This is a genomic window from Lactococcus nasutitermitis (assembly GCF_018403765.1).
Lineage (GTDB): Bacteria > Bacillota > Bacilli > Lactobacillales > Streptococcaceae > Lactococcus > Lactococcus nasutitermitis.
In genome coordinates, this window is sequence record NZ_BOVQ01000004.1 from 246,421 (window position 1) to 272,794 (window position 26,374).

Genomic DNA, 26,374 nt, shown 5'->3' on the forward strand with positions numbered 1-26,374 from the left:
AATCACTCGGAATAATATTTTTTCAAATACCAGCTGACAAAACCAATCGCTGCAAGCACACAAAATAATAACCAACACATGGATACAATAATCGGTAAGGTCAATGTTGAGCTGTGAACTCTGAACCATGATGATGCAAGTCCCGTTGTTATCACAATCGGCACAATAGCAACCAGCAAATAAACCAACACTGCAAGCACACCATCACGCGTTTGCGGTGTCAAGCCCCAACCGTCCTCACGAGGACGAAACATATGCTTTTTCTTCATTTTGAATTTCTCTTTTTCTGGTAAAAATGAACGCACGAAGCTCCAATAAAAACAATACTAGCAATCCCAAAAAGCCCCGTCGTCCCAATACGCACATGACCTGTCCCTACAAAACTGAGCAAAAAAGCAAGTAAGAAGCATACTCCAATCATCAACTCTGCCAAGGGAGACATTTTATTTTGTGATTTTTTCATTATTTACCTTTCAAGTCATCAATCCTGTCTTGATTTTTCAAATAATGCTCTAAGCTTGTCTCGCCTGTTTCCAGACGTTCCTTAATTTGATTAACATCTTTGTCGCCACGACCTGATAGGCAGACAATCATGCTCTTGTCCTTGCCAAGTTCTTTTGCGAGTTTGACAGCATAGCTAATCGCGTGCGAGCTTTCAAGGGCTGGGATAATACCTTCAAGCTTACTTAAAAGGACAAAAGCATCAACGGCTTCATCGTCGGTAATATCGACATATTTTGCACGTCCGATTGCATTGAAATAACTGTGCTCAGGACCAATTCCAGGATAATCAAGTCCTGCAGAAATACTGAAAGCTTCTAAAATTTGTCCATTTTCATCTTGCAAAACATCCATGAGCTGTCCATGAAGAATGCCGGGACGACCGCTGGTAATTGTGGCTGCATTATACGGTGTATCGACGCCCAGTCCAGCAGCTTCTACTCCGTACATCTCAACGGCTTCGTCATTGACAAAAGGATAGAAAAGTCCCATCGAGTTTGATCCACCACCAACACAGGCCACGATTGCATCAGGCAATTTTCCTTCTTTTTCAAGAAATTGCGCCCGCGCTTCCTTGCCGATAACGGACTGATAATCGCGGACAATCTCAGGATAAGGGTGCGGGCCAAGAACGCTGCCCATAACGTAATGTGTGTCTTCGACATTTGCCACCCAAGCACGCAGTGCTGCATTGACCGCATCTTTCAATACACGTGAACCGTCTGTCACACTGTGAACTTTCGCGCCGAGCAATTCCATACGAAAGACGTTAAGTGCTTGACGTTTCACGTCTTCTTCGCCCATGTAAATCGTACATTCCATGCCGTAAAGTGCCGCTGCTGTTGCTGTTGCAACTCCGTGCTGTCCTGCACCTGTTTCTGCGATGACTTTATTTTTGCCCATTTTTTTAGCAAGCAACACTTGCCCTAGCGCATTATTGATTTTGTGCGCGCCTGTGTGGTTGAGGTCTTCACGTTTCAGATAAATCTTTGCGCCGCCTGCGTAGTCAGTCAAGCGCTTCGCAAAATAGAGCGGATTTTCTCTGCCAACGTAGTCCTTGAGCAGATAATCAAGCTCTTTTTGAAATTCTGGGTCTCTTTTACTTTCTTCGTAGGCAACTTCAAGTTCTTTGACTGCTGTCATCAGGGTTTCTGGGACGAATTGTCCGCCGAAATCACCGTAGAATCCTTTTTCATCTGGTTTGTTGTATGTCATGTGTTCTCCTTTTTATTCAATAATTGCTTTACTTTATTATGCACTAATCAATGGGAATTTTCCATTGTAAACTGTCTCAAAAATTCTGTAAATTTACTTGAGGCGTTAAACGGATGGACGAAGTCAAAGATTTCTCCACCATTTTCCATAAAAGTGGCTTTGTTTTCAATATCAAGCTCGTACAGTGTCTCTAAACAATCGGCGACAAAGGAGGGCGAGATGATAAGGATTTTTTTAACGTTTTCGCGCGGCAGCTTTGCCATTCGTTGAATGGTTGCTGGTTCTAACCATTTGCTTGGTCCAAATTTCGATTGATAATCGTGTTCGTATTGATTTTCTGTCAGCCCCAATGTTGCTACTGTAAGCTGTGTAATCGTTTGACACTGAACTTCGTAAGGGTCTTTCCCCTTGGTAACATAACTTTTTGGAATGCCGTGATAACTGAAAATGACTTTATCGTAGTTGCCGCTCTGCCATTTCTCAGCAATACTTTCCGCAAGAAGTGCAATATACTGCGGATTATCATAGAATGCTGGAAGAATTTTCACCTGATTATCTACCTGCTTGACTTGCTGAACAATCGGCTCGACTGTCGTTTGCGAATATTGAGGGTAAAGTGGCAAAACGCTGATGTCATCTGCACCTGACTGCTGTAAATCTCTGATAACGTCCGCAATCTGTGGTTTTCCGTAGGTCATAGCAAATCGCACATCAAGCTCTGGCAAAAGTTGTTGTAACTGCTCTGTTTGCATTTTCGTATAGACAAAAAGTGGCGAGCCAGCTGATGTCCAGATTTTTTTGTAAAGTTCAGCAGACTTTGCTGGACGACTTTTTAAAATCATACCGTGTAAGATGGGCAACCAAAACCAACGCGGATACTGAATGACAAGCGGATCGCCGAGAAATTCTGCAAGATAATCACGCACATCTGAAATTGCGGTTGAGGTTGGTGTGCCAAGTGCTGCAAGTATAAGTCCTTTTTTCATGTGAAATGTCTTTCTGGGGCTGATAATTTTTTTGACAATTCTGTCAAAAAATTTTTTTACTCATTTTCAAGGTTTTGACAGTTTTTGATGAGCAAACTAGCCTATCTCTGCTTTGCTAGGCTGTCCATTTGCTCTAAGTGACTAAAGTCACAAGGTAAAATGGCACGTGAGCAAGCTCACAACGGCTATCCCATGTCAAAAAATTGTAGGAACAAGTCCACCATCCATTCGGAGGGCTGCGCCGGAAAATGCTGCGGCGAGCGGGCTTGCGACAAAGCTGACAAAATTTCCAATTTCTTCTGGTCTGATAAGTCGCTGAATGGTTGATGTACTGCGATTTTCAGCCATAAATTTTGCTTCGCGCGCGGACGCTGTCAAATCTGGAAATAAACTTTCGAGGAGTTTTTCGACACCTTCTGTTAATGTGGAACCTGGCATGACTGTGTTGACGGTCACTGTCGTCCCTGTTGTCTCATGTGAGAGCGATTTGGCGAGGCTCAGGTTCATTGTTTTCGTCATCGAATAATGTGGCATTTCTGGTGACGGCATGATGGCTGCTTCGCTGGCAATGAAAATAATTCTGCCATTGTCATTTTTCTTGAGAAGTTTTGGTAAATAAAATTTTGACAGAGCAATTCCTGCGAGAGAATTGACTTCAAAATACTGTCGCCAATCATCAAGTGTAAGCTCATCAAAACGTGCATCCGCGAAAATTGCCATGTTGTTGACGAGAATGTCGATGTCAGGAAAACTGTCAAAAAGTTGCGCACGCTGCGCATCGTCAACGAGGTCAAATGGCGCTTCCGCGGTTTTGACAGCATATTTTTCGGCAAGTTCTGTCGCAATTTTGTGGACTTCTGTCTGGTTACGTCCATTGATAATGACAGTTGCTCCCTCATGCGCCAAACTTTCAGCAATCGCACGTCCAATTCCTTTTGTAGAGCCAGTGACTAGCGCTGTTTTCCCTTTAAGTTGTAAGTCCATTTTGTCTCCAAATCTTTGTAAAATCTTATCTAGCTTTTTTGACAGAACTGTCAAAAAAATCTGTTCGTTTTTTAGTTGATTTTCTTTTCCATCAGCAATAATTTGCCTATTTTTCCATCAAAAGTTCGTGGTAATGCCTGAAAACCTGCTTTCTGATAGGCTTTTTGTGCATTGATATTTTCCGCATTGACTGCAAGGACGACGGTTGTAATTTCTGGACTGATTGTGCGCGAAATAAAATCAAAAAGTCCTGTCAGCGCGCTTGCTGCATTGCCTGTATGTGTCGTATCTGCCAGCTGATAATTTTTGACAGCTTTGTCAAGATCTGCTGTGTAAATTTCTAATTTCATTCTCATCATTTCTCATTTTTGGCTTCGTGCGCATTTTTTATAAAATCTCGAATTTTTACCACATCTTTTTTACCGTCCGTCTCCACGCCTGAACTCACGTCAAAACCATAAGCATTCGGATATTTTTTGACAGCTTCGGCAATATTGTCAGGTGTCAAACCACCTGCAATAAAATAAGGCAAATTGATTTCGCCAAATTTGACGGAACTGAAATCTGCTAATTTCCCAGAACCACCAACGGGTGCATCAAGAAGCAGGCTAACATTTTCAAAGTCCGAAATTTTACTAAAGTCTGACAAAGCCTTAATCACAGGAATATTTCCCAGCTGATGGATATAATCCATATCCTCATCACCGTGTAGCTGCACCATGTCAAGCCCCGCTACACTCACAGCATGCTTAACAAAATCAATCGGCGCATTGACAAAGACACCGACTTTTTTGACAGCTTTTGGCACATCCGCAGTCATTTTGACCACTTCGTCAAAACTGACAGAACGCCGAAAACTAGCACTCATGATAAATCCAACGTGCGTGGCACCTGCTTTGACAGCCGCGTCCACCGACGCTTTTTCCATGTTCCCACAAATTTTAATTTTCATCGCGTTCTTCTTTCATTTTCATTTACGTCAAATTTGATATCGTTACACCTCCCACCAAAATCAAGGTCGCAAGTAGAATCAAATTATTTTGCATGGCGGGTCACTTTCAGCTGACTCAGCGCATCTTCGACATTTTCCGACTGCATCAGCGCGGTGCCAACCAAAATCCCGTTGAAATAAGGCGCCAGCACTTCTGCTTCCTGCTTGCCAAACATGCCTGACTCGGAAATATAGACATTTTCAGGCTTGAAACTCTGCGCCAAGTCCAGTGAATGCTGAATATCCACCTCAAAAGTCTTGAGATTCCGATTGTTCACACCGATTATCCGCGCCCCAAGTCCGTGCGCAATGTCAAGCTCCGCCTGATTGTGTGTTTCCACCAAAATCTCCAACCCAAGATTTTCCGCATAATCATAAAGCTCTTTCAAGCGATTTTCATTACCTTCAAAACAAGCAACAATCAGTAAAATCACAGTCGCACCAGCCCAAACCGCGCGCCTGATCTGCTTTTCATCAATGATAAAATCCTTGTTCAAGGTCGGAATAGTGACCGCTTGCGAAATTTCACGCAAATAATCAATCTCGCCTTTGAAAAATACAGGGTCGGTCAGCACCGAAATCATCGCAGCGCCAGCCTGCTCATAGCTTTTCGCCTGCGCTGTCAAATCAACTTCCGTGTTAATGTCACCCAAACTTGGCGACGCTTTTTTGCACTCAGCAATCACCTGCAACTCAGCAGTATTTTCGTACAAAAAATCATACAACTTGTAAGTCTCGCGAACTTTACCAAAATCACCAAAATCCGCCATCTCAGCCACTTCACGTGCTTTTTCAGCCATTATCGTCTCTAAAAATTTCCCTGGTTTGATGTTCATTTATTATAATACTCCATATATTTTTCAAAATAAGTTTAATTGCTCAGGCAAATCAATGCCTTCCAGCGCCAATAAATACCGTTTTGCCGATAAACCACCTGCATATCCCGTCAAACTTCCATCAGCGCCCAGCACCCGATGGCAGGGAATAATCACAGAAATCGGATTGTGGCCGACCGCACCACCAATCGCTTGTCCTGACTTAATCCCCAATTTTCTCGCGATTTCACCGTAAGTTGTCGTTTGTCCAACAGGAATCTCGCATAAAATCCGCCAAACGTTCTGCCGAAAGTCAGAACCTACAGGCGCAAGCATAAGCTCTGAAATCTTAGGCTTTTCTCCAGCAAAATAAGCATCTAGCCAGTTTTTCGTTTGCTCAAAAATCGGCAAATCTTTCTCTTCAAATTCCGCCATTTCCGGAAAATATTTCTGATTTTCAAGATAACAACCCGTTAAATTCTCCCCGTCTGAGGTCAAAAGATAGCGCCCCACAGGCGAAGCGTAGCGTGTTTTGTAGTTCATCGCTTCTCCAAATCTATCCAATAACGACATACTCTGTCATCATCTATATCCACTATATTTTCCAGCACACCGCCATTTTTCTCAATCGTTTTACGACTGGCAATATTTCCCTCATCTGCAGAAACCATCACGCACAAAATGCCCCGTTTGCGATACTTCTCAAGAGCAAAAGCAAGCATTTTCGCTGCCAGTCCTTGCCCCCGAAAACTCGGTGCGACACCATAGCCGATATGGCCGCCCCATTCTAGCAAAATTCCTTTTTCAATCTGCCAACGACAACTAATCACACCAGCTACTTTGCCATTCATCACTGCAAAATACTTTATCGCTGTGGACCAATCAGGATTTTCAACCTTTGTTTCTTCTCTTTCAAGTTTATCCAACCAATTTTCAAAATTATCTACCGTAATCTCTTTATAATAATCTGTTTCATCAATATGAAAAGGGCTAGTATCTGTCGTCCATTCTTTAGCATAACATTGAAAAGCAGCGTTATCACTCGTTTTTAATCGTCGTATTTCTAGTTCTTCCATATTATTCAACCTGCGCTGACTGTAATTCACGAAGTTTCGCAAGCGCTGCGCCAGTTGCAATGATTTCGCGGGCAAGGCTGATACCTTCTCGAATGCTTGCCGTTTTACCGTTCGCATAAAAGCCAAGTCCAGCATTCAACACCGTTGTTTCAAGATAAGGACTGGCAATATTTTTGAGGACATTTTCAAGGATTTCGGCATTTTCAGGTGCTTCGCCACCACGAATGTCATTCAAAGTCACTTCTTCCATTCCCAAATCCGCAGCAGTAAATTCGTGCAAAGTGATTTCGCCATTTTCAAGAAGTGCGTAGTGATTGACACCAAAAAGTGTCGCTTCATCGACATTATTTTGCCCTGTGATGACAAGCGCCCGTTTACGTCCCAAACCTTTGAGAACTTCAGCAGTTGTTTGCAATAAATCTGGACGACTTGTACCCAAAAGTTGTGTTTCAAGTGGCACTGGATTGATTAACGGCCCTGTCAAGTTCATAATTGTAGGAATTTCAAGTTGACGACGAACAGGTGTGAAGTATTTCATTGCAGGATGCAAATTTTGCGCGAAAAGAAAGACGATACCTGTCTTATCAAAGACTTCTGCGAGTTTTTCTGCTGGGAGATAAAGGTTGATACCGAGTGCTTCAAGAACATCGGCAGAACCTGATTTACTAGTAATTGAACGATTACCATGTTTTGCCATGTGAACACCACCACCAGCAAGAACAAAAGCGGCTGTTGTTGAGATATTAAAACTAAAACTCCTATCTCCTCCCGTTCCACAATTATCCATCGCATCTGTAAATTGTGTTGGGATAGTAACAGCTGCGCGCTGTAAAGCTTTCGCAAGTCCTGTGAGTTCTGAGCTTGATTCGCCTTTCATTTTGAGAGCAACGAGGAAAGCGGCGATTTGTACTTCGGTAAGTTCGCCTTGGATAATGCTGTTTGCGAGCATATTCATTTCATTGACAGTCATATCACGGTTTTGCATGACTTTTTCGAGTTCATTTTTCATTTTTATCTCCTTTTTCTGGTGAATATATTTTTTGGATTATTTTGACCTTTTATATAAACTTGCTTAATGAGAATTTGCCTTCACAAAGTTTTCAATCATTGTCATACCGTCAAGTGTGCCAATGCTTTCTGGGTGAAATTGTAAGCCGTAAAGTTGTAGTTTTTCATTTTCTATCGCCATGATTTCGCCGTCATCCATCGAAACTGCTGTGATGGCAAAGTCTGGCAGGGCTTGTCCTTCGTCCATGACAATCGAGTGATAACGCATGACGAAAAATTTATTGGCAAGTCCTGCAAAGAGCTGATTACCAGAAGTTTGACGGATTTTCGACGTTTTTCCGTGACGTACAGTGTGTGCGAGACGTAATTTGCCTCCAAAAACTTCGACAATCGCTTGAAAACCTAGACAAACTCCTAAAATCGGCTTTTTTCCTGCAAAGTCTTTTATCATTTCTTCCATTTTTCCAGCATCTGCGGGCCAACCTGGGCCAGGTGAAAATATCAAAGCATCCGCTTTTTCTGCTGCTTCATAAAGCTTAGCATCATTATTGCGCAAAACTTTTACCGTCGTATCTGCGAGCGAACCAACGTACTGCGCAAGGTTGTAGGTAAAACTATCATAGTTATCTATTATTAAAATTTCCATGTTATTCTCCAATCTCTAGCAAGCCACGCGCTTTGTTCAGCGTTTCTTGATATTCGCTGGCTGGGTCACTATCGTAAACAATCCCAGCACCTGCTTGAACATTTGCTTTGCCGTCTTTTAAAATCATCGTGCGAATAGCAATCGCAAAATCGCTATTTCCATGTTTCGTGAGGTAGCCGACTGCCCCACCATAAATTCCACGTTTATCCTGTTCAAACTCATAAATGCGTTTGTAGGCACGATTTTTCGGTGCACCCGAGAGCGTTCCTGCTGGCAATGTGGAAATCAGGGCATCCATCGCTGTAAATTCTGGACGGAGTTTTCCTTTGACTTCACTTGTGATGTGCATGACGTAGCGATATTTCTCGACTTTCATGAAAACAGGAACTTCAACTGAGCCGTATTCGGCAATCTTACCGATATCGTTTCTGCCTAGGTCAACAAGCATTTTATGCTCGGCAGTTTCTTTCTCATCGTTTTCAAGTTCTTCAATGAGCTGATTGTCTTCTTCTTCACTTTCGCCACGTTTTCTTGTTCCGGCGATTGGATTGGTTGAGACAATGCCATTTTGCACGGCAACGAGACGCTCAGGCGAGCTACCGATGACATGGAAATTATCAAATTCTAAGAAATACATATAAGAAGATGGATTTTCCACGCGCAACTCTCGGTAGTAGTCAAATGGTTCTGCTGTGAAATCTGCTGTCAAACGTTGCGAAATCACGATTTGGAACATATCACCGTTGTGAATGAGTTCTCGAGCTTGACTGACTTTATTTTCAAAGTTTTCTTGCGTCGTATTGCTCGTAAATGTCATCTTTTTAAGCTGTCTTGGTGCATTTTCGCTTGCTGTCATTTTTGACAGTTCTGTCAATTTTTTTGAAAGCTCATTTTCAAGAGCTTGCTCATCCCGTTGGCTGTAAACATTGTCCTCAATCAAAATCAACTTCTCACGTTTGTGGTCAAAAATCACGTAACTCTCGTAGAGCATGAAATAAATGTCTGGCGTGCCAATTTTGTCTTTCAGTTCAACTTGGATATTTTCGTAAATGCCATAAGTGTCAAAGCCTGCATAACCAATAGCACCGCTGGCAAATGGCAATCCGTCATTTTCATCTTCTGGTCGCGCGACTAGATTTTCTATTGTTTTCAGTGGATTATCTGTTTTGACAGCTTTGTCATCAATCGTCAGCACATTTTTGTCAAATTTAATATGATGTACAGGATTCACCGCAATGATTGAAAAACGTGATTGGTCATTTTCCCGCGGAATTGATTCCAAAATAATTTTATTTTTTCCTGTCAAACGCAGATACACAGAGATTGGCGTCAAACTATCCGCACTGATTTCTTTTTTTATTCTCATTTTATTCTCTTTCTTTTTGTAAAAATTCATTTTCCGTCCATAAACATTTTTGACAGCTTTGCCATCGTCTGTAAAACAGTTCAAAATTTTTGACAGAATTGCCGTAGGGGCTAGACAATTTATTCTCAGCCTTCTCGGACAGGGTGAACTTATAACGAAGTTGTAAGTTTGTAGCCCTGTCAAAAATAATTTTCATCAAAAATCTCCATTTTCTAACTATAAAAAATAATACAAAAAACCCGCAGAGTAAAAAATACTCTACGGGCGTATATTGCGCGGTACCACCGTAATTCAAGATACTTCAAAAGTATCTTCTTTGCCTCGTCCAACAACGAGTGGCTTTTTAACGGGAGCAACCGTGATTTTTATTGTTTCAAATCTCATATCTTCCTATCAGTCCATTCATTTCTAGAAAATTATCTGCTCGCACAAACACAGACTTCCTGAAAATTTTCCTATAAAAACTACTCTTCTGATACTATCAAGATTATAAACTTTTTTGACAGTTTTGTCAAAAATTTGATTGAAAAAATGAGTTGAAATCTATCATCAAATATTTTTTGACAATTCTGTCAAAAAATATATTATCACAAAAACAACATTTCACCCAATCCAACGACTAATTTCCATCATTTCACTATCAGAAATCCCTGTATAGGCAAACGGACGCACAACCAGTAATCGTCCTTCATCTTTAGCCTTTTGCAAAACAAGTGATGGCACAATCAACCAAGAATTAGCATTATCATCAATCAAAACAAAACGACAATTCTCTCGCTTTGCACAAAATTCTTCAATAATCTCCAACTTATTCCATAGATAATTTTTCTCACGTTTCCCCGAAAAATCTAACCAACCCCTTGTCTCAAATCCTAATAATTCTGCAAAAACATCTGATTTTTCCTGCCAAGAACTACACCAAACAATCTCTACCTGCTCACTCATTTCCTGGAGCCAGTTTTTCAAAGAAGCTCGCACCACAAAATCTCCCACTTTGAGCGCTTCTTTTGGTATTTCTCCCATTGACAACAAAACACCGTCTATATCTAGCAATATTATCGTTTTCATAATCCTAGTATAACAAATTTTCTCAAATTTTAGCAAAGCTCATCGAAATTGTGCTACACTAGAAAAATGAAAAAACAAGTAAAGCAAAAGAAAAGTCATCATCTACTCTCACTTTTTTCCAAATTAGTTATCGTTCTCCTCGTTTTTTGCGGCTTTAATCTCAACATTCTAAATGCTAACGAAGCAGTATCACAACATGAACTCTCTACACAACTTCAAACAATGATTCGTTATAATTTCATTCGCACTGTTGCTCCACTTGCCCAAAAAGCTCAGAAAGAAGAACACGTTCTCTCCTCTCTTACCATTGCCCAAGCCTGTTTAGAAAGTGACTTTGGTCAAAGTCTTCTCGCCAGCAAATATCATAATTTATTTGGCGTAAAATCCTATGGCGACGTCCCCACAATAAAACTTAATACTCAAGAATACGAAAATAATCAATGGATAACTATTCAAGGTTCTTTCAGAGTTTATCAAAATTTCGAAGCTTCCGTTTTAGGTCATACAAGACTTTTCACAAAAGGTACCACATGGAACCCGAAACAATACGCTAGTGTTTTAGCTGCAAAAAATTATAAAACGGCAGCTCATGCTGTTCAAAGCTCCGGCTATGCTACTGACCCTGATTACGCAAACAAACTCATCTCTCTTATTGAAACTTATCATCTTAACAAGTACGACACAATGTAACTCTCTTTTTAAATACAAACGTAAAATTATATCAACCAAAAAGAAATATTTCGCTACCACAAACATTATATTGCACTTTATTTTTAAATAAAGTTAAATTTATGATATAATATAAACATGTTATATTAAAAGCTGTTTTTGGTTATGTAAATAGAATATTTCATTTCAATTTTTCTTTTAATGTACATTTGTAAGCTAATAAAGCTTAACAAACATCAAAAAACTCATAATTAAGGAGATATATTAAATGAAAAAAAATAAAAAGTTTATAATTTTTGCCTTTCTGCTAGGAATTATAACTCTATTTTCACATTCTGTTTCTGCAAATGAATTTAGTTTTAGTGTAAAAGCAGATTTACCAAGCAATCAAATAGGATCTAATTCCTATTTCGACCTAAAAATGTCCCCAGGGGCAAGCCAAACAATAACCGTTGAACTTTCAAACTCAACCAACAAAACAGTCATTGTGGAAGAAGGACTTGCAAGCGCCACGACAAACATTAATGGTGTTGTTGAGTATTCACCAAACAACATCAAACCAGATGCAACACTGAAATACAACATGAAAGACTATGTTACGCTTCCCTCAGAAGTAAGTCTTCCTCCTAAATCAGTAAAAAAAGTAAACATCAAAGTAACGATGCCTAACAAGAACTTCACAGGCGTCATGGCTGGTGGTTTAACTTTCCAAGAAAAAACCTCAGATACAACAAAAAGTTCTTCTAAGAAAAAAGGATTGAGCATTCAAAACAAATATGCTTACGTCGTTGCACTTCTCATGCAACAAAATCAAAATCCAGTTTCTCCGAATCTCAAAATGAATACTGTTGCACCTGGACAAGTAAATTACCGCAACGTCATAAATGCAAACCTGCAAAATCCAGAAGCTACTTACCTCAATAGTTTTTATGCCCAAGCCGATATTAAAGGTATTACAAATACTAAGTTAGAATACAAAGCCAACAAAGAAATGATGCAAATGGCTCCTAACTCTAACTTTAATTATCCAGTTGCTTTAGGTAACGGCAAAAAGTTACAAGCTGGAAAATATCGCCTTACTCTGACAGCTTATGGTCAAAAAGATGCTACAAATGGCAAATACAGCATGATTGATAGCCAAGGTAAAACGCAAAAATTTGATTATAAATGGCAATTTACCCGTGACTTCACAATCACAGCAGCAAAAGCAAAAGAATTAAATGCCAAAGATGTCACGATTAAACCTGAAAAATCTTATACAGCTTGGATTATCGCGATAATCATCATTATCCTTCTTCTCCTCATCCTCTTTATTATCCTCTGGAAACGTCGCAAAAAAGATGACGATGATGACAGTGAAAAAGATGCAAAAATCGCAGAATTAGAAAAACAACTCAAAGAAAAATCTGATAATTAATTATCAGAACTCAGAGGGCGACTACTTTTGACAGAATATGGCAAAAATAGTCGCCCTTTACTTTAAGGCTTATAGAATGAAAAATGAGAATAAAAATAAAAAAGATAACCTCTTAATAAAAATTGTCATTACTCTGCTGACTTTTCTCGCTCTAATTGTAATTGCCATTCCTTTTAGCAAATACTTTTTAATTGCCAGTCACACACACACAGCTGAAGTAAAAATCCATACAGAAATGCCAAAAAAAATACCAACAGCTCAACCAATTAAAGCACCATCATTACAATCAGCAATAGCCGGCGCTCAAAATTCCAAAAATTCCGATGGAACAATGAATCAGTACGCTATTGGACAAGTCGTTATCCCAAAAGTTTCAATCAATCAACCAATTTTTGTTGGTCTAACTGATGAAAATATGACCTACGGTGTTGTTAGTTTATTTCCTAATAGAGCGCCTGACAAAAGTTCACTTACTTTGATTGGTCATCATGGGGGGAACTGGTTACAATGGGGCTATTGGCTATTATTTGGCGGTATCCAACAATTAAATAAAGGAGACAGTGTTTATGTTCGCTATATGAATGATTATTATGAATATAAAGTCGAAAAAAACACAATTATCAAAGCAACAGATACCGACCTTTTAGCAAATAAAGGTCCCAATTATATCTTCCTTGTCACTTGTAATCAATCTACAGAAACTCCTTATCGTGTGCTTGTAACAGCCAAAAAAGTTAAAAATGTAAATACTCAAAAAATAAAAAGCTCTTTTGAAAATTCTACACATGAACTTACCCAAAAAAACACAAAACGTTATACAACAGAGTTCATTTTACCTCTTATCATCACACTTATTATCGCTTGCGCATTCTTAATCTTCATTTGGCGTTTATAAAATAAAAGCTAGTCTATATAGACTAGCTTTTATTTTATTTAAAACTTATTTTTTAGAAAAGCAACTGTTTGATAAGGCTTCAAGCTTCCTTTTTCATAATCCTCATAGTTATTTATCCAAATCGTCGCACCCGCAAATTCATCAGGTAGTTCAAACTGAACTGGATGATTTCTAAAGTTATTAAGTACCAACAACTTTTCCTCTCCAAACTCACGGATAAAAGCGTAGATATCATTTGATTCTTTCATTGCAGCTTCATAAGTCCCATCAGAAATCAATTTTTCTGATTTACGCAAAGCAATCAACTTTTTATAGAAATCATAAATTTCACCATTTTTATCCGCTGCCACATTGATTTCAGAATGATTTCCAACTGCAATCCAAGGTTTCCCTGTGGTAAAGCCAGCTTTTTCATTTCCGTCCCATTGCATAGGAGTTCTTGCATTATCCCGTGACTTCGTTTTCAAAATCTCAAATGCTTCCGCTTCTGCCACTCCCTGACTTAACAATTCATGATAAGCATTTAAAGCTTCCAAATCCACATAATCATCTACACTGGTAAAATCAGGGTCAATCATCCCAATTTCTTCTCCCATGTAAATGAATGGTGTCCCACGGCTCAAATGGATACTTGCCGCAAGCATTGTTGCTCCTTTTACTCGAAAATTCTTCACATCAACAAAACGGTTCAATGCACGTGGTTGATCATGATTATTCCAGAACAAAGCACTCCATCCACCATTTTCTGACATTTGCTCACCCCAATGATGGAAAATATCACGAAGTTGTGCAAAATCAAAAGGCATTTTTGTCCATTTTTCTCCGTCTGCATAATCTACTTTCAAATGTTGAAAATTAAAGACCATATTTAATTCATGACGATCAGAACGCGTATATAAAATCGAATTTTGAATACTGGTAGAACTCATCTCGCCTACAGTCACAGCATTTTCTGATTGACCAAAAGTTGCCTTATTTAAGAGCTGAATATAATCATGCACGATAGGTTTATCTGTATATTCAAACTTCCCACCATCCACAGGATTATTTTTTAATACTTCATCTTTCCCAATTACATTCAACACATCAAAACGAAAACCTAAAATTCCTTTTGCTCGCCAAAAATTTACAACATCAAAAAGTTCCCGACGTACATTTTCATTCCGCCAATTAAGGTCTGCCTGTGAAATATCGTATAAATGCAAATAATATTTCCCCGTATCTCCAAAAGGCGCCCAAGCATTCCCACCAAACTTTGAAACCCAATCCGTCGGCTCATCACGTAAAATAAAGAAGTCTTGATAATAGCTATCTCCAGCCAAAGCTTTTTTAAACCATTCATGCTCTATTGACACATGATTCAGTACCATATCAAGCATAAACTCAATCCCATACTTCTTTCCTTCCGCAATCATTGCATCAAAATCTTCAAAAGTTCCAAACATCGGGTCAATTTCTTTATAATTTGAAATATCATAGCCATTATCTCTTTGAGGGCTTGGATAAAAAGGATTCAACCAAATCATATCAACGCCAAGTTCTGCTACATAAGGAAGTTTTTTCGTTACTCCTTTTAAATCTCCAATACCAGAACCTGTCGTATCAAGATACGATTTCGGATAGATTTGATAAATAACTTTATCATGTAAACTCATATTTTCTCCTCATTCAAAAAAGCAGTCGGAAGTTGCACCGACCACCTCCAAATATTTTATTTTGACACAGCATCTTTGAAAGCATTCTTCTTTTCAACGCCTGCTCCCATCACATCTGTGTCTTTATAACCAAACATCCAAACAAGTACCATTGATACGACAACACAAGCAATCGTTGCAATCCAGAAAATCAAGAAATTATTCGGATTTCCTTCTACCATTTTATGAAGTGTTGGATTATAAACGTGCGTTGCTGAAAAATTAGGGAAACCGATAAGTGATCCAGAGAAACCATACATATGAAGATTAAAGAAGCCACCAATTCCAGCACCAACTGCTGCACCAATCGAACTCATGATAAAGACGCGACTATATTTCAAGTTAATCCCATACATCGCAGGCTCCGTTACTCCGCAGAAAGCAGAAATTGCAGCTGGTAATGATAATCCTTTAAGGTCTGATTTACGAGATTTGAAGAAGACAGCTAATGCGCCAGCACCTTGTGCTAACATTGTAAATGAAGCAATCATATTAAGTGATGATTCGCCTGTTGCTGCAATCTGTTGAGAAATAAGTGGTACAACCAACCAGTGAAGTCCGAAAATAACCAAACATTGATAAAGTCCACCAACGATGATACCAGCAATTCCAAGATTGAATGAAAGTGCATGGTCAATCAGGAAGGACAAACCAGATGAAAGTGTTGAAATAACTGGACCTACGAGCAATAGAACAATAGAAGCCGTTACAAAGAAAGTAATCATTGGTTGGAAAATTGGACGCAAAGCAAGTGGCAATACCTTCTTCAACCAAGCATTGATAGGTTTCGCAATCGCAACACCCACAATAATTGGGAAGATCGTATAAGCATAACTAGGCAAGTCAACAGGAATACCAAAATAACTAGTATTGAAAGTAACACCAAACAAATGTGCAATTGGTGCTGCTGCTTCAACTACAATATTTTTTCCCGCTGCATTTGTACCAACATGAGCATTGACAAGATTAGTAATTCCTGGATTAATCATAAATCCACCAACTGCCGCTGCAATAAATTGAAGTGAACTATCCTTTGGTGCAAGTTGTTTTGCTGCAGAAAACCCAACAAGAACAGGCAAGAAATAAAATGGAGTCATTGCAAGTGTAGATACAATGATGTAAGTTGAGCTACTAGGGTCAATAACATTAAAAATGTTATTTCCTTTAACAAACATATTCAATAATCCATTAATCATACCACCGGCAGCAAGTAATCCAATAATTGGAATCATCGAACCAGTGATTGTACCAATAACAACTTGAAAAGCGCGTACAAATGGATTTTTAGAACCTTTTCCTTTAACGCCACCAGTTTCAGCAACAGCTGCATTTGTTGCATCAGCATCAACAACTGAATCTCCAAGTTGATTAACAACTTCATCATAAACATCTTCAACTGCCTGACCAATAACCACTTGATACTGATTAAGATTGGCATTATAAAGAGCCGTAATAGCTGGTACTCCTTTAGCTGATAGACTTTGAAGCACTTCAGCGTTTGCCCTATCCTTGTCAACAAGTGTAAAACGCAAACGCGTAATACAATGAATAACTTTCGTGACGTTTTCAGCGCCACCAACCCCAGCGATAATATCTGTCGCCAGTTGTGTGTAATCTGCCATGAGGCCACCTTCACTACTTATTAAGTAGTCTTTCCAATAATATTTTATAAAATCTAATGAAACGATGTTCCAACATTTACCATAGTATAAATAAAGTCAAAAGTTTATCTATTATCTATGAAGTATGATAACTTTATCAAAATTGCATAAAAATTTATTTTGCCTGTGCTTCACCAACAACAGTACCAGCTGTTGTCGGACCATAGTTGACTGTCAAATGTGCCAATTTATCAGCAGTATTAGTAACTAATACCATCGTTGTTTTCGGAAGTCCTGCTGCTTCAACTTGTGACCAATCTGCTTTTCCTAATTCATCGCCTGCTTCTACAATATCTCCCACAGCAACTTTTAATGTGAATGGTGCACCATTAAGGCTTACTGTATCAATTCCTAAATGAAGAAGGACTTCCAAACCATCTACTCGTTTAAATCCAACAGCATGTCCTTGTTTTACCGTTATTTCACCCGCAACAGGACTTAGAATCTTTCCACTATCAGGTTCAATCGCAAAACCATCTCCCATTACCTTTTGAGCAAAAATAGGGTCTGAAACTGTATCTAACTTAACAAGCTCTCCACTAACTGGAGCATAAAGCTTTGAGTCATCTATCAGTTCTTTTTTCTTTTTTCCAAAACCAAACATCTTTTCTCCTTACTATTTTATTAAAAAATCAAACAACTTGTACGTACAAGTAAAGTATAACAAATGTAATCGCTTTTTGCAAGCGCTAAACTATTTTTTTTATTGCATTTCCACTTTTTTTTGATAAAATATGAAGTATGAAGAAATATGAAATCATTGTTACTGATTTAGAACAAAAAATTTTTAAAGATATATATAAAGAAAACGATCTTCTTCCTAGTGAAAATGAGCTTGCTAAACAATATGCTTCAAGTCGCGCGACAGTGAGACAAGCACTAAAAATTTTAGAAGAAAATGGACTTATACAACGCCGTCATGGCTATGGAAGTATTGTCATTTCTCATGAAAAATTACTCTTTCCTATTTCTGGACTTACTTCTTTTAAAGAACTTCAAACCTCTTTAGGATTTCAAAGTAAAACAGAAGTCACTATTTTTGGAGAAATTACTATTAATCAAGAACTGTCAGCTCTAACCGGCTTCCCTTTGAATTCTGAAGCCTATCATATCTTACGCAGAAGACAAATTGATGGTAAATTTACTGTACTTGACCGTGATTTTTTACGTAAAGATTTTGCAGGCAACTTAACAAAAGAAATTGCTCAAGATTCTATTTACGCCTATTTAGAAAATACTCTCAATCTTGATATTGCCTATGCTCAAAAAGAGATTACGATTGATTTCGTAAGCGAAGAAGACCTTGAATTGCTTGACCTCACTCCCCAAGATAGACATATCGTATCCGTTAAAAGTCATGTCTATCTCGCAGATAATACTCCTTTTCAATATACCGAAAGTCGTCACCAAGTAGATAAATTTCGCTTTACAGAAATTGCCCGCAGACAAAAACGCTAAGTATAAAAAATATCTAATTAATTACTTAAATATTTTTTAATTTTATATTTTTACCTTAAAAACTCAAAATAATATACAATAAAAAAATCCTATCTCATGTAGGATTTTTTTATTGTATTAATTTTTTTATCACTTCGGGATATAGTTGATATTCCAGCTCATGTACAGATTTTTCATAAAGTGCCAAATTTGAAAGATAATTCAACTCACGTTGTGCAATAATTTTTCCTGTATCCAGCCCTTCATCAACATAATGCACAGTCACCCCTAAACCACATTGTGCTGCGTGAGACTCCTCAATCGCATGCGGACTTCCTGCAAAATGTGGCAAATAAGACGGATGAATATTGATAATTTTTCCCTTGTATTGCGCAAGTAAAGTCGAACCGATAATCTTCATATAGCCAGCAAGAACCAATAAATCAATCTCATTGTCATCAAGCAACTGAACAATTTTTTGCTCATAATCTATCTTCGTTGCAAACTCTTTCAGCTCAAAACTTACCGCCAAAACTCCCAACTTTTCTGCACGTTTCAGCACATAAGCATCCCGATGATCAGAGAAAACAACTGTCACATTCTCTGGAAATTTCTCCGCCAGCACCTGAAAATTTGAGCCATTTCCCGAAGCAAAAACCGCTATTTTCATTTGATAATAACCGCCTTATCCTTGCGCTCAACCATTTTTCCAATAATTTTCGCTTCCGTCAAATCTGACAGAACATTTTCAACTTCATCAGGCGCAACAGCAAGCACCATCCCAAGCCCCATATTGAAAATTTGATACATTTCTTCATGCTTAATCTTACCAACTTTTTCAAGAAGCTTGAAAATCGGTAAAATTTCCCAACTTCCCTCAGTAATCTCCGCTGTCAAGTCATTTCCAAACATTCTTGGTAAATTCTCATCGAAGCCACCACCTGTGATATGTGCAATTCCCTTGATTTTATGTTCATGAATTGAAGGCAACAACTCTTTCACATAAATCTTTGTCGGCGTAAGCAACTCATCAATCAATGGCTTTCCTAACTCTGGCAAAACTTCTGACTTATCAACATCTGCAAAAACTTTACGCACCAAAGAATAACCATTTGAGTGAATGCCAGAAGATGGCAAACCAATCAGCACATCTCCAACCTGCACATTTTTCTCACCATCAATCAACTGCGACTTCTCTGCAATCCCGACCGCAAAACCAGCAATATCATAATCATCCTCAGGCATGACACCCGGATGTTCCGCCGTCTCACCACCAATCAGCGCAGCACCTGCCTGTACACACCCCTCAGCAACACCAGCAATCACGTGTTCTAATTTCTCAGGCTTTGTCTTTCCAATCGCGATATAGTCCAGAAAATAAAGTGGCTCAGCCCCTGCTGCGATAATATCATTGACACACATCGCCACACAATCAATCCCAATCGACTCATGACGATTGAACTCAATCGCAAGCTGCAACTTCGTCCCTACACCATCTGTCCCCGAAATCAATACAGGCTCTTTTACATCAAGCACAGATAAATCAAAACTTCCACCAAAACCACCCAGCGCCCCAAGCACACCCAAACGTTCGGTTTTAGCAACATGCTTCTTAATACGAGAAACCACCTCATATCCTGCTTCTACATCTACCCCAGATTTTGCATACGCATTCTCAGACACTGTCATTCTCCATTTTCTGATTTATTTTATTCTACTTCCATGTTAAATGATTTTCAAACATAAAAAAAGTTTCAGCAGGTAGTACTGAAACTTTTTGATTGAATCGTTCGGAAATAACACATTACTATTTTTTAATTTAATATCTCACTCTTTAACCTATTATTCAAAACATCGTGAGTAGTCTCAAAATATTTTCATTAAAATTGTATTCAAAACTTGCTAAAAGAGATGACACACCCACATGATTTAAATTTTCAAATTCAAATTTTGTATTAAACCTAGCTATATACTGATCCACTTTGAGATTATAAATATAACTAATTTTTATTTTTTCATAAATTACTTTTTCAAAATCTGAAAGTATCATCTTATCAATTCCTACTTTCCTGACAATTGACAAATTATGATTCTCATTTGTTGTTATATATTCAAATTTTGAGGGTTCCACTAAGACTCTAAAGCTTTCTAAAGGAGTAGGATTTGGATTTAAAAAATTTAAACTTAACAATAAATCTTCCTGATCAATAAATCTTGTTTCTATTTTATATTGTAAAAATATTCCATAATACCACTCATCTATCCCCACCGCTTCAAAACCATATTTTGAAAAAGGATATATTGATAAATTTTCACCCTCAATTGTTGATTCCGCCTCCGGTAGAATTATTTTGTTTCTAAATTTTAGAGCAGTTTGCCCAACAGACAGAGCAACTAGCTCCTTTACAAAGCAAAAGTGACTTAAATCAGCAAAACCCGTAAATGAAGGAGTCTCCGAAAGTCCATTAATTATTTCCAAAAGCTCAGTTTCATCGATGTTATTTAAATATACAACAAAATACTGTGAGACAAATTGTGAAAATGGGAGATGCAAGACGTTTATTTCTCTAATGAATTTTAGATAAATTTCATTATCTCTTTTTCCCCCAACTTCAGGAACAATTATATCTCCTGAAAATATTGCATGTGTTTTAACTTTATCAAGTAATGGCAAAATTTTATTGAATATCGCTTCTCCATAAAATGATTCTTTGATTTGAGACGTATCAAAAAATAGCCCAATCTCTCTTTTTTGAGTATTTGGCGTTAAAACCTTCTTTAAATCATCGTATTTTATTCCTTTTGATTTCAACAGCTCTCGTAATTGCATACTTTCAGAATTTAAATGTTTAAGTTTCTGTGAACCATCCCAATCTAGCCAATTCGCAGCTGCTAAAAACCCAATATAATCTCTGACATTAATCGTATGTATATGTATATCCATCTATTTTCTCTCTAAAACATTAAACATTGCTCTTTAATAAATTTATTAAGTTATTCTTTTACGATTTTTCACTCACAGCACATTTGTATCCATTAGAAATATTGTTGGAACTAATAAATTAAACTTTTTATTTATCTTTGCCTATCATCATATTCGATAATATGATTTTTGAATAAGCGATAAAAATCTTCTGCAAGATATTTTGCACGCGATTCTATGTCCCTAAAAGTAAAGTTTAAAGGATCCCATCTGTCTCCTTCTGCAACTTTCCATCCCTTTGTCTGCCTCTTTTTCCTGTTAAGAAATTCTCTCATTGAAATAAGTCCCGATTGATTATAAATATCTAATTTTTCATTCGTTAATTTATTTGTTTCCAGAGCTGGTAAGCTAGTATTATATCTACTTTCTAACAATACTAGGTTACCAAGATTGAAATTGGGTGATTCCTCATTTTTACCAAGTGCCTTGTCTAATATATGTTCCACAGATATATTCTGATCATTTGATAAACCTGAAAGTCGATAAAGCACAAATCCAGACATTAATTTTTCATCAGATTTATTTGGTATCTTAATCGAATTCTTAACATATCGTAATTGAGATATATTTTCTACTACAAGCTTTTTATTCTGATAATTATTTCGGATAACTTTTATAAGTTCATCATATATTGCATTCTCACCTATTTCAAGAATAGTTTTATTATAAAAATAATCTAATTTGTCAAAATCTCTTTCCACTCCTTTAATTTCTAGGATGAATCGAATAGCTTCCATAAGGGTGATTAAGTCTATTATATTTCTTTTATCACTATCGTTTAAGTCAGTTGATAGTACTTTTATTACTGCAAGTAAAGTATTTTTATTTCTATAACCAATTTTGAATTTAAATAACCAACTTAAATTATCTCCAATACCATTATCACTTCCTGAATCATTAACTTTATATTTTTCAACTTTCAAAACCAGTTCTAGTATTTTAGATAGAAACTCCGATAAATAATGTTCCTCTGAATATCTTGATTTAAAATTATCAAATGAAAATTCTATTACAGGATTTTCTATTCGCCAGTAAATATAAATAAATTCTTCAATATTTAAGCTTATATCAATAGAATGTGAAAGTTTATCCTGTATCTGTTTCCAAACCTGTAAAGGTATATCGTCATAACCTGGTCCAGAATGATTATCAAATTTACTAAAAATATGATACTTAATCAATTCTACGTCTGAAAGTGGCAAGCCTCTTGTATTAAGGCGTCCAAATAACAAGTTACTTTCAAATTCATTGTCGATAATGGCAACAGATAGCTTAATATTTTCAAAATATAGTTTTAATTTTTCTGTATTGACTCCCCTTATGTTATTTTTAAAAAATGAATATGCACGACCTATGTTAGTTCTTTTTTCTCTATTATCAATTTCACAATTATTACATATCTTTCTTATTGTCTGATTCTCATCGTCAACGTCTAGAACAATTGGAAGTCTATCCCCCCACTTTCTCCCAAGAGCCGCATAAAGAAGAATTGAAGTGATCAACCTCTGCTGACCATCAACAACTTCATATTTAATAATATCACCTTCAAGTTTTTTATTAAGTAAAATTCCTCCGAAGTAATCTGTTTCTTGTTTTTCATAACGACCTACAATATCATTCCAAAAATCATTTACCTGTTTATTCTCGATCTCATTCTTTCCAACTTTCCAGCTGTATACCCTTTGATATCTAGGAATAACAAAAATTGATTTTTCTAGAAAATCTTTCTCAGAAAAAAGTTCTTTTAATCTATAATTCTCAATTTTTAAATTAATATTCACTTGTTGATTGCTCCCCTTGTCAACTCAATCCTCTTATCCGCCCACTCAACAACACCTTTAATCACGATTTTCTGCATGGCACTCATCAAATTTGACATAAAATCATAGTCAATTTTTCCGTCAGTGCGGACAGGAAGCGAAATCATCAGTTCGTCAGCGTCAGTCGCATAGAAATTTCGTGAGTAGTCAAACTGTCCTGCATGAGCGGATTTGTGGATAGTCGACGTTGTGAATAGCGCTGAAAATTTATCCAATTTTTCAGTGTGCACAACTGCTACATGGTCGTCAGCGCCATATTTGTAATTGCGATATTTTGCCGAACCAAACATATCAATCGTAACCGTATTTTCAGAGAACACCTGTACATCGTTGCCAATAAAAGCAGAAATTCCCATATCTGCCTCGCCTGCTGTGACAAAGGGTAAATTTCCGACAACTCGATCAGCGCTTTTCAAGCGTCTGCCTCGAGTTGCCCTGCCAAACAGTTGCTCAAGATTAAATACTTTCCAACTAACAGAACCTCCCGACCGTAGTTTATCAAGGCTGGAGCGCTCTTCGGCGCTCAGCACCACATTATTCAGACCCGTTACTTTTAAGTAAGCTTCGAGCGTTGCGAGACGCTCGGCTTCGAGCGTTGCGAGACGCTCGGCTTCGAGCGTCTCTACAAAATCGTTGATATAATCGAAAGCGATTTCGTTATTTGTTGTTGGAAGTATGATTTTATAATTTTCATTTTTTAATTTTGAACTTGACAACTGATTGCCATAACTAAAACCTTGTAACTGCTTATCAAGTAATGCAGAAAAATACATTCCTTCACTTTTTGTAAAGTCATGATTTGGTATTTTTAGAGTATGAACTTTCATTTCCAGAGATGATTTTTTCTTGTGGTAAAAAGATTTTCCAAAGAAATTCACAGAAATAAAATTCTCAAAATGCCTTGCTCCTTCAATATTTTCTGTATCAAAATAACCAATAATACCATTTTCATCAGTTTTGACAGAAACTCTCGGAATATTTCCTGCTGGCAAATTCTTCAAATCTAGCAAGGAACCTGTGCCGACTTCAAATAAATCTCCTATCTTAAACTCTCGCCAATCCACACCATACCTCTTTTCAAGCCCATTGAGCTTGTCTTGCATGGATTGGCGATTTATTTTCCCACAAAATCCTCACTTTTCAAGATTTGATCAACTTCCCAAGCCAGATAGTCGGCGACCGTCTTGCGGAAATCATCAAAAGTTGGTTTCGTATCAATCTTCTTGTGCTGGTCAAAATTCCAGTCAGTGCCTGAGTCCGTGATTTGGTCCTCCACGTAAATCTCGTCCAGATTCCAGTCGGCTTGTAGATTTTTCGCCGCTTTACCCGCCTTATAAATCTTAACAATATCCATGTAGCGCTTGGTTGGTGCATCAATCTCCTGCAAGCTACGCTTGGTCCGCTTATAGCCGTCTTTTCGGAAATCAATGAACTTGACAGGGACGTCAAAATCGTGTGCTGTCCCCACTTTGAAGACATAAATTGAGGTCTGCACGCCTGCCATCGGCATGAACAAATCTACTGGCATTTTAATAGACGCCACCAGCGTATGCTTTTTCAGCATGCCTTGATTGGTCTTGACTGCTTTGCCTGACCCTGCACTATCCTGAATGATAATCGCACCCAGCCCACCTTTTTGCATCTTGTCCAGACCAAAGGCAATAAAAGGCATGCCGTTTTCTTCAAAGCTAAAAGGCGGGTTCAAAAGCAGTCGGTCGGCTTGGAAATTCTGATAAAGACTGGCTGGTGTGTCAAACGTATTGCCTTTTTGGATATTGGACGAGCCGTCGCCACGTAAAATCATGTTGGTGGCTGCAAGGGTGAACATTTCAGCATTAAGCTCCACGCCTAATAATTGTCTTTCTTTGATTTCTTTGACTTTTTTATTCGCCACTTCAGAGCCCTTGCGTCCTTTTTCTGCATCATTGATCATTTCTTCCATGGAAGCAATCAAGAAACCAGCTGAACCTGTCGCCAAATCCATCACACGTGAATTTTGATTCACATTCAAGATTTGCGTCATCATCTTTGTTACATAAGGAGGTGTTAAGACAATACCAATTTCTTTCCCATCTCCTAAAGCATATTTCAGAAATTCAGAGTACATCTCTCCCATGATATCCAACGTTCCTGTCATACCATCAATAGATTTGTAAATATTTTCATAGATGAAAGTAAAAATCTGTTTGTTAGCTGAAGCCGTTCCATTGATATATTTAGCTACTTCTTTATCTAATTTAGTAGGTTTATCACGGTCAGCATCTTTTGATATCTCATTAAAGGACGAGAGCATTAGCTGACGTTTGTCTTCTGGGATTTGTTTAAGTTGTAAATAATTCGCCACACGATTGACAACGATTTGTCCATCTCGATTACCATTTAAAGGTGAACTGTTCAAGAACTCTGGCGTGATCCCTAGACTTTCATAGCCATTTTGACTCAAGTCCTGCATTGCAAGCAACATCCCTGATACGTAAAGAACGCGTTGAGGTGCCGTAATATTATGATTATGCATCAGTTTATTAAGTTTCCCAGCATAAGATTGTAACTTTGCTTGACTATCAATTAAAATCTGGTGTTTTTCTTCTTCGGTTAGTGTTGCCTCTTTGTGAAACTTCGCGAATGATTTCTTATTTTGTAAAAAATCAAAGCTCTTATAGTCACCCATCAATTTTTGAGAATCTGGACCCGAGCCATATACATAGTAAACTTCTAACGTAATATTGTCTTCATTATCACCTGCTACACCAATAGCCACAACATCACTATATCCACCAGATGAAATCATATTTTTAGCATAATAAAGTGCTCCATTCACCGCAAAGTTTTTGACGGAATCATCATCATTTTTAATAATATCTTTAGTTTTTGAAATCAACTTTTTTAGATTATTCTTATCTTCAATAATAATAGGCAAGTCATAGCATTCTAAATGAAAATCTGGTTTTCCCGAATTAGTCTTATTTAATGTTTTAGCTGACCCCTTTAAAGCCGTTTTCATATACTGGCTATAACCGGATTCATGATTAAAATATCCAACATCAAATTGATGATGACCATTTCCATCTTTAAGACCTAATGCTTCCAGCTTTTTAGCTACCCAATTATTCACTGAACCTTCATCTTTATAATTTTCAGCCAT

Annotated in this window: 27 protein-coding genes and 1 other annotated feature; of the genes, 4 read left to right on the forward strand and 23 right to left on the reverse strand. The window is 37.7% G+C overall.

What is annotated here, in order from left to right; genetic code table 11:
* Positions 1 to 2: 2 nt before the first annotated feature.
* The 14 genes from KJS36_RS05510 to KJS36_RS05570 form a co-directional block, all read right to left on the reverse strand.
* Entirely contained in the window at positions 3 to 269 is a 267-nt protein-coding gene (locus tag KJS36_RS05510) for a hypothetical protein (RefSeq protein ID WP_213535183.1), read from the reverse strand.
* Positions 266 to 463, reverse strand: a complete 198-nt coding sequence (locus KJS36_RS05515) for a hypothetical protein (RefSeq protein ID WP_213535185.1) — start codon at positions 461 to 463, stop codon at positions 266 to 268. The genes KJS36_RS05510 and KJS36_RS05515 overlap by 4 nt, the downstream gene beginning before the upstream one ends.
* The gene (gene trpB, locus KJS36_RS05520) at positions 463 to 1,716 is read right to left on the reverse strand and encodes a tryptophan synthase subunit beta (protein WP_213535188.1); all 1,254 of its coding nucleotides are present in this window, start codon (positions 1,714 to 1,716) and stop codon (positions 463 to 465) included. The genes KJS36_RS05515 and trpB overlap by 1 nt, the downstream gene beginning before the upstream one ends.
* A gap of 47 nt (positions 1,717 to 1,763) precedes the next feature.
* Positions 1,764 to 2,702: a ferrochelatase gene (gene hemH, locus KJS36_RS05525; RefSeq protein WP_213535192.1), complete on the reverse strand. Its 939-nt coding sequence runs from the start codon at positions 2,700 to 2,702 to the stop codon at positions 1,764 to 1,766.
* 195 nt (positions 2,703 to 2,897) lie between these two features.
* Entirely contained in the window at positions 2,898 to 3,686 is a 789-nt protein-coding gene (locus KJS36_RS05530) for an SDR family NAD(P)-dependent oxidoreductase (protein ID WP_213535193.1), read from the reverse strand.
* A 71-nt stretch (positions 3,687 to 3,757) separates the two neighbouring features.
* Positions 3,758 to 4,036 (reverse strand): N-acetyltransferase, encoded by a 279-nt coding sequence (locus KJS36_RS05535; RefSeq protein WP_213535197.1) that lies wholly within the window; start codon positions 4,034 to 4,036, stop codon positions 3,758 to 3,760.
* 5 nt (positions 4,037 to 4,041) lie between these two features.
* Positions 4,042 to 4,638, reverse strand: coding sequence for a phosphoribosylanthranilate isomerase (locus KJS36_RS05540; RefSeq protein WP_213535203.1), 597 nt, complete (start codon positions 4,636 to 4,638; stop codon positions 4,042 to 4,044).
* A gap of 83 nt (positions 4,639 to 4,721) precedes the next feature.
* A complete protein-coding gene (trpC, locus tag KJS36_RS05545; RefSeq protein ID WP_213535207.1) occupies positions 4,722 to 5,513 on the reverse strand; it encodes an indole-3-glycerol phosphate synthase TrpC in 792 nt (263 codons plus the stop codon).
* A 24-nt stretch (positions 5,514 to 5,537) separates the two neighbouring features.
* Positions 5,538 to 6,035 carry a methylated-DNA--[protein]-cysteine S-methyltransferase gene (locus KJS36_RS05550; protein WP_213535208.1) on the reverse strand — a complete coding sequence of 166 codons (498 nt, stop codon included), beginning with the start codon at positions 6,033 to 6,035 and terminating at the stop codon, positions 5,538 to 5,540.
* Positions 6,032 to 6,568: a GNAT family N-acetyltransferase gene (locus KJS36_RS05555; RefSeq protein WP_213535212.1), complete on the reverse strand. Its 537-nt coding sequence runs from the start codon at positions 6,566 to 6,568 to the stop codon at positions 6,032 to 6,034. The genes KJS36_RS05550 and KJS36_RS05555 overlap by 4 nt, the downstream gene beginning before the upstream one ends.
* Position 6,569: 1 nt before the next feature.
* Positions 6,570 to 7,577 carry an anthranilate phosphoribosyltransferase gene (gene trpD / locus KJS36_RS10815; RefSeq protein WP_244842724.1) on the reverse strand — a complete coding sequence of 336 codons (1,008 nt, stop codon included), beginning with the start codon at positions 7,575 to 7,577 and terminating at the stop codon, positions 6,570 to 6,572.
* A gap of 63 nt (positions 7,578 to 7,640) precedes the next feature.
* A complete protein-coding gene (locus KJS36_RS10820; protein WP_244842732.1) occupies positions 7,641 to 8,222 on the reverse strand; it encodes an aminodeoxychorismate/anthranilate synthase component II in 582 nt (193 codons plus the stop codon).
* A 1-nt stretch (position 8,223) separates the two neighbouring features.
* Positions 8,224 to 9,588, reverse strand: coding sequence for an anthranilate synthase component I (trpE, locus tag KJS36_RS05565; protein ID WP_213535217.1), 1,365 nt, complete (start codon positions 9,586 to 9,588; stop codon positions 8,224 to 8,226).
* A 257-nt stretch (positions 9,589 to 9,845) separates the two neighbouring features.
* Positions 9,846 to 10,079 (reverse strand) — a binding site (T-box leader).
* A gap of 112 nt (positions 10,080 to 10,191) precedes the next feature.
* Positions 10,192 to 10,656 (reverse strand): HAD domain-containing protein, encoded by a 465-nt coding sequence (locus KJS36_RS05570; protein ID WP_213535222.1) that lies wholly within the window; start codon positions 10,654 to 10,656, stop codon positions 10,192 to 10,194.
* 66 nt (positions 10,657 to 10,722) lie between these two features.
* Between KJS36_RS05570 and KJS36_RS05575 the strand changes: the two genes are divergently transcribed.
* From KJS36_RS05575 to KJS36_RS05585, 3 genes are all read left to right on the forward strand, one after another.
* Entirely contained in the window at positions 10,723 to 11,346 is a 624-nt protein-coding gene (locus KJS36_RS05575; protein ID WP_213535225.1) for a glycoside hydrolase family 73 protein, read from the forward strand.
* Between the two features lie 247 nt (positions 11,347 to 11,593).
* The gene (locus tag KJS36_RS05580) at positions 11,594 to 12,742 is read left to right on the forward strand and encodes a WxLIP family cell surface protein (protein WP_213535229.1); all 1,149 of its coding nucleotides are present in this window, start codon (positions 11,594 to 11,596) and stop codon (positions 12,740 to 12,742) included.
* Between the two features lie 37 nt (positions 12,743 to 12,779).
* Entirely contained in the window at positions 12,780 to 13,637 is an 858-nt protein-coding gene (locus tag KJS36_RS05585) for a class A sortase (RefSeq protein WP_244842743.1), read from the forward strand.
* A gap of 38 nt (positions 13,638 to 13,675) precedes the next feature.
* Here KJS36_RS05585 and KJS36_RS05590 read toward each other — a convergent pair whose 3' ends face one another.
* The 3 genes from KJS36_RS05590 to KJS36_RS05600 all read right to left on the reverse strand — a co-directional run bounded on the left by KJS36_RS05590 (position 13,676) and on the right by KJS36_RS05600 (position 17,596).
* Entirely contained in the window at positions 13,676 to 15,292 is a 1,617-nt protein-coding gene (locus KJS36_RS05590) for an alpha,alpha-phosphotrehalase (protein WP_213535231.1), read from the reverse strand.
* A gap of 56 nt (positions 15,293 to 15,348) precedes the next feature.
* Positions 15,349 to 16,953 (reverse strand): PTS transporter subunit EIIC, encoded by a 1,605-nt coding sequence (locus tag KJS36_RS05595; protein ID WP_213535232.1) that lies wholly within the window; start codon positions 16,951 to 16,953, stop codon positions 15,349 to 15,351.
* Between the two features lie 154 nt (positions 16,954 to 17,107).
* Complete coding sequence (locus KJS36_RS05600) at positions 17,108 to 17,596, reverse strand: PTS sugar transporter subunit IIA (protein WP_213535233.1); 489 nt, start codon at positions 17,594 to 17,596, stop codon at positions 17,108 to 17,110.
* Between the two features lie 137 nt (positions 17,597 to 17,733).
* Here KJS36_RS05600 and treR point away from each other — a divergent pair, with 137 nt between their 5' ends.
* Positions 17,734 to 18,450 carry a trehalose operon repressor gene (treR, locus tag KJS36_RS05605; RefSeq protein ID WP_213535234.1) on the forward strand — a complete coding sequence of 239 codons (717 nt, stop codon included), beginning with the start codon at positions 17,734 to 17,736 and terminating at the stop codon, positions 18,448 to 18,450.
* Between the two features lie 109 nt (positions 18,451 to 18,559).
* On the opposite strand, the gene purN is transcribed toward treR, so the two are convergent.
* The 6 genes from purN to KJS36_RS05635 all read right to left on the reverse strand — a co-directional run bounded on the left by purN (position 18,560) and on the right by KJS36_RS05635 (position 26,374).
* Positions 18,560 to 19,099 (reverse strand): phosphoribosylglycinamide formyltransferase, encoded by a 540-nt coding sequence (gene purN, locus KJS36_RS05610; protein ID WP_213535235.1) that lies wholly within the window; start codon positions 19,097 to 19,099, stop codon positions 18,560 to 18,562.
* A complete protein-coding gene (purM, locus tag KJS36_RS05615; protein ID WP_213535239.1) occupies positions 19,096 to 20,118 on the reverse strand; it encodes a phosphoribosylformylglycinamidine cyclo-ligase in 1,023 nt (340 codons plus the stop codon). The genes purN and purM overlap by 4 nt, the downstream gene beginning before the upstream one ends.
* Before the next feature lie 157 nt (positions 20,119 to 20,275).
* Positions 20,276 to 21,373, reverse strand: a complete 1,098-nt coding sequence (locus KJS36_RS05620; RefSeq protein ID WP_213535243.1) for a hypothetical protein — start codon at positions 21,371 to 21,373, stop codon at positions 20,276 to 20,278.
* A gap of 131 nt (positions 21,374 to 21,504) precedes the next feature.
* Positions 21,505 to 23,193 carry a DUF262 domain-containing protein gene (locus KJS36_RS05625; protein WP_213535247.1) on the reverse strand — a complete coding sequence of 563 codons (1,689 nt, stop codon included), beginning with the start codon at positions 23,191 to 23,193 and terminating at the stop codon, positions 21,505 to 21,507.
* Complete coding sequence (locus KJS36_RS05630; RefSeq protein ID WP_213535252.1) at positions 23,190 to 24,335, reverse strand: restriction endonuclease subunit S; 1,146 nt, start codon at positions 24,333 to 24,335, stop codon at positions 23,190 to 23,192. Before KJS36_RS05630 ends, KJS36_RS05625 begins: the two co-directional genes overlap by 4 nt.
* A gap of 11 nt (positions 24,336 to 24,346) precedes the next feature.
* Positions 24,347 to 26,374 (reverse strand): HsdM family class I SAM-dependent methyltransferase, encoded by a 2,028-nt coding sequence (locus tag KJS36_RS05635; protein ID WP_213535262.1) that lies wholly within the window; start codon positions 26,372 to 26,374, stop codon positions 24,347 to 24,349.

Bases quoted from the DNA above. Each gene is read 5' to 3' on its own strand.
- KJS36_RS05510 (WP_213535183.1), bottom strand. From the start codon at position 269: ATGAAGAAAAAGCATATGTTTCGTCCTCGTGAGGACGGTTGGGGCTTG.
- KJS36_RS05515 (WP_213535185.1), bottom strand. From the start codon at position 463: ATGAAAAAATCACAAAATAAAATGTCTCCCTTGGCAGAGTTGATGATT.
- trpB (WP_213535188.1), bottom strand. From the start codon at position 1,716: ATGACATACAACAAACCAGATGAAAAAGGATTCTACGGTGATTTCGGC.
- hemH (WP_213535192.1), bottom strand. From the start codon at position 2,702: ATGAAAAAAGGACTTATACTTGCAGCACTTGGCACACCAACCTCAACC.
- KJS36_RS05530 (WP_213535193.1), bottom strand. From the start codon at position 3,686: ATGGACTTACAACTTAAAGGGAAAACAGCGCTAGTCACTGGCTCTACA.
- KJS36_RS05535 (WP_213535197.1), bottom strand. From the start codon at position 4,036: ATGAAATTAGAAATTTACACAGCAGATCTTGACAAAGCTGTCAAAAAT.
- KJS36_RS05540 (WP_213535203.1), bottom strand. From the start codon at position 4,638: ATGAAAATTAAAATTTGTGGGAACATGGAAAAAGCGTCGGTGGACGCG.
- trpC (WP_213535207.1), bottom strand. From the start codon at position 5,513: ATGAACATCAAACCAGGGAAATTTTTAGAGACGATAATGGCTGAAAAA.
- KJS36_RS05550 (WP_213535208.1), bottom strand. From the start codon at position 6,035: ATGAACTACAAAACACGCTACGCTTCGCCTGTGGGGCGCTATCTTTTG.
- KJS36_RS05555 (WP_213535212.1), bottom strand. From the start codon at position 6,568: ATGGAAGAACTAGAAATACGACGATTAAAAACGAGTGATAACGCTGCT.
- trpD (WP_244842724.1), bottom strand. From the start codon at position 7,577: ATGAAAAATGAACTCGAAAAAGTCATGCAAAACCGTGATATGACTGTC.
- KJS36_RS10820 (WP_244842732.1), bottom strand. From the start codon at position 8,222: ATGGAAATTTTAATAATAGATAACTATGATAGTTTTACCTACAACCTT.
- trpE (WP_213535217.1), bottom strand. From the start codon at position 9,588: ATGAGAATAAAAAAAGAAATCAGTGCGGATAGTTTGACGCCAATCTCT.
- KJS36_RS05570 (WP_213535222.1), bottom strand. From the start codon at position 10,656: ATGAAAACGATAATATTGCTAGATATAGACGGTGTTTTGTTGTCAATG.
- KJS36_RS05575 (WP_213535225.1), top strand. From the start codon at position 10,723: ATGAAAAAACAAGTAAAGCAAAAGAAAAGTCATCATCTACTCTCACTT.
- KJS36_RS05580 (WP_213535229.1), top strand. From the start codon at position 11,594: ATGAAAAAAAATAAAAAGTTTATAATTTTTGCCTTTCTGCTAGGAATT.
- KJS36_RS05585 (WP_244842743.1), top strand. From the start codon at position 12,780: ATGGCAAAAATAGTCGCCCTTTACTTTAAGGCTTATAGAATGAAAAAT.
- KJS36_RS05590 (WP_213535231.1), bottom strand. From the start codon at position 15,292: ATGAGTTTACATGATAAAGTTATTTATCAAATCTATCCGAAATCGTAT.
- KJS36_RS05595 (WP_213535232.1), bottom strand. From the start codon at position 16,953: ATGGCAGATTACACACAACTGGCGACAGATATTATCGCTGGGGTTGGT.
- KJS36_RS05600 (WP_213535233.1), bottom strand. From the start codon at position 17,596: ATGTTTGGTTTTGGAAAAAAGAAAAAAGAACTGATAGATGACTCAAAG.
- treR (WP_213535234.1), top strand. From the start codon at position 17,734: ATGAAGAAATATGAAATCATTGTTACTGATTTAGAACAAAAAATTTTT.
- purN (WP_213535235.1), bottom strand. From the start codon at position 19,099: ATGAAAATAGCGGTTTTTGCTTCGGGAAATGGCTCAAATTTTCAGGTG.
- purM (WP_213535239.1), bottom strand. From the start codon at position 20,118: ATGACAGTGTCTGAGAATGCGTATGCAAAATCTGGGGTAGATGTAGAA.
- KJS36_RS05620 (WP_213535243.1), bottom strand. From the start codon at position 21,373: ATGGATATACATATACATACGATTAATGTCAGAGATTATATTGGGTTT.
- KJS36_RS05630 (WP_213535252.1), bottom strand. From the start codon at position 24,335: ATGCAAGACAAGCTCAATGGGCTTGAAAAGAGGTATGGTGTGGATTGG.
- KJS36_RS05635 (WP_213535262.1), bottom strand. From the start codon at position 26,374: ATGGCTGAAAATTATAAAGATGAAGGTTCAGTGAATAATTGGGTAGCT.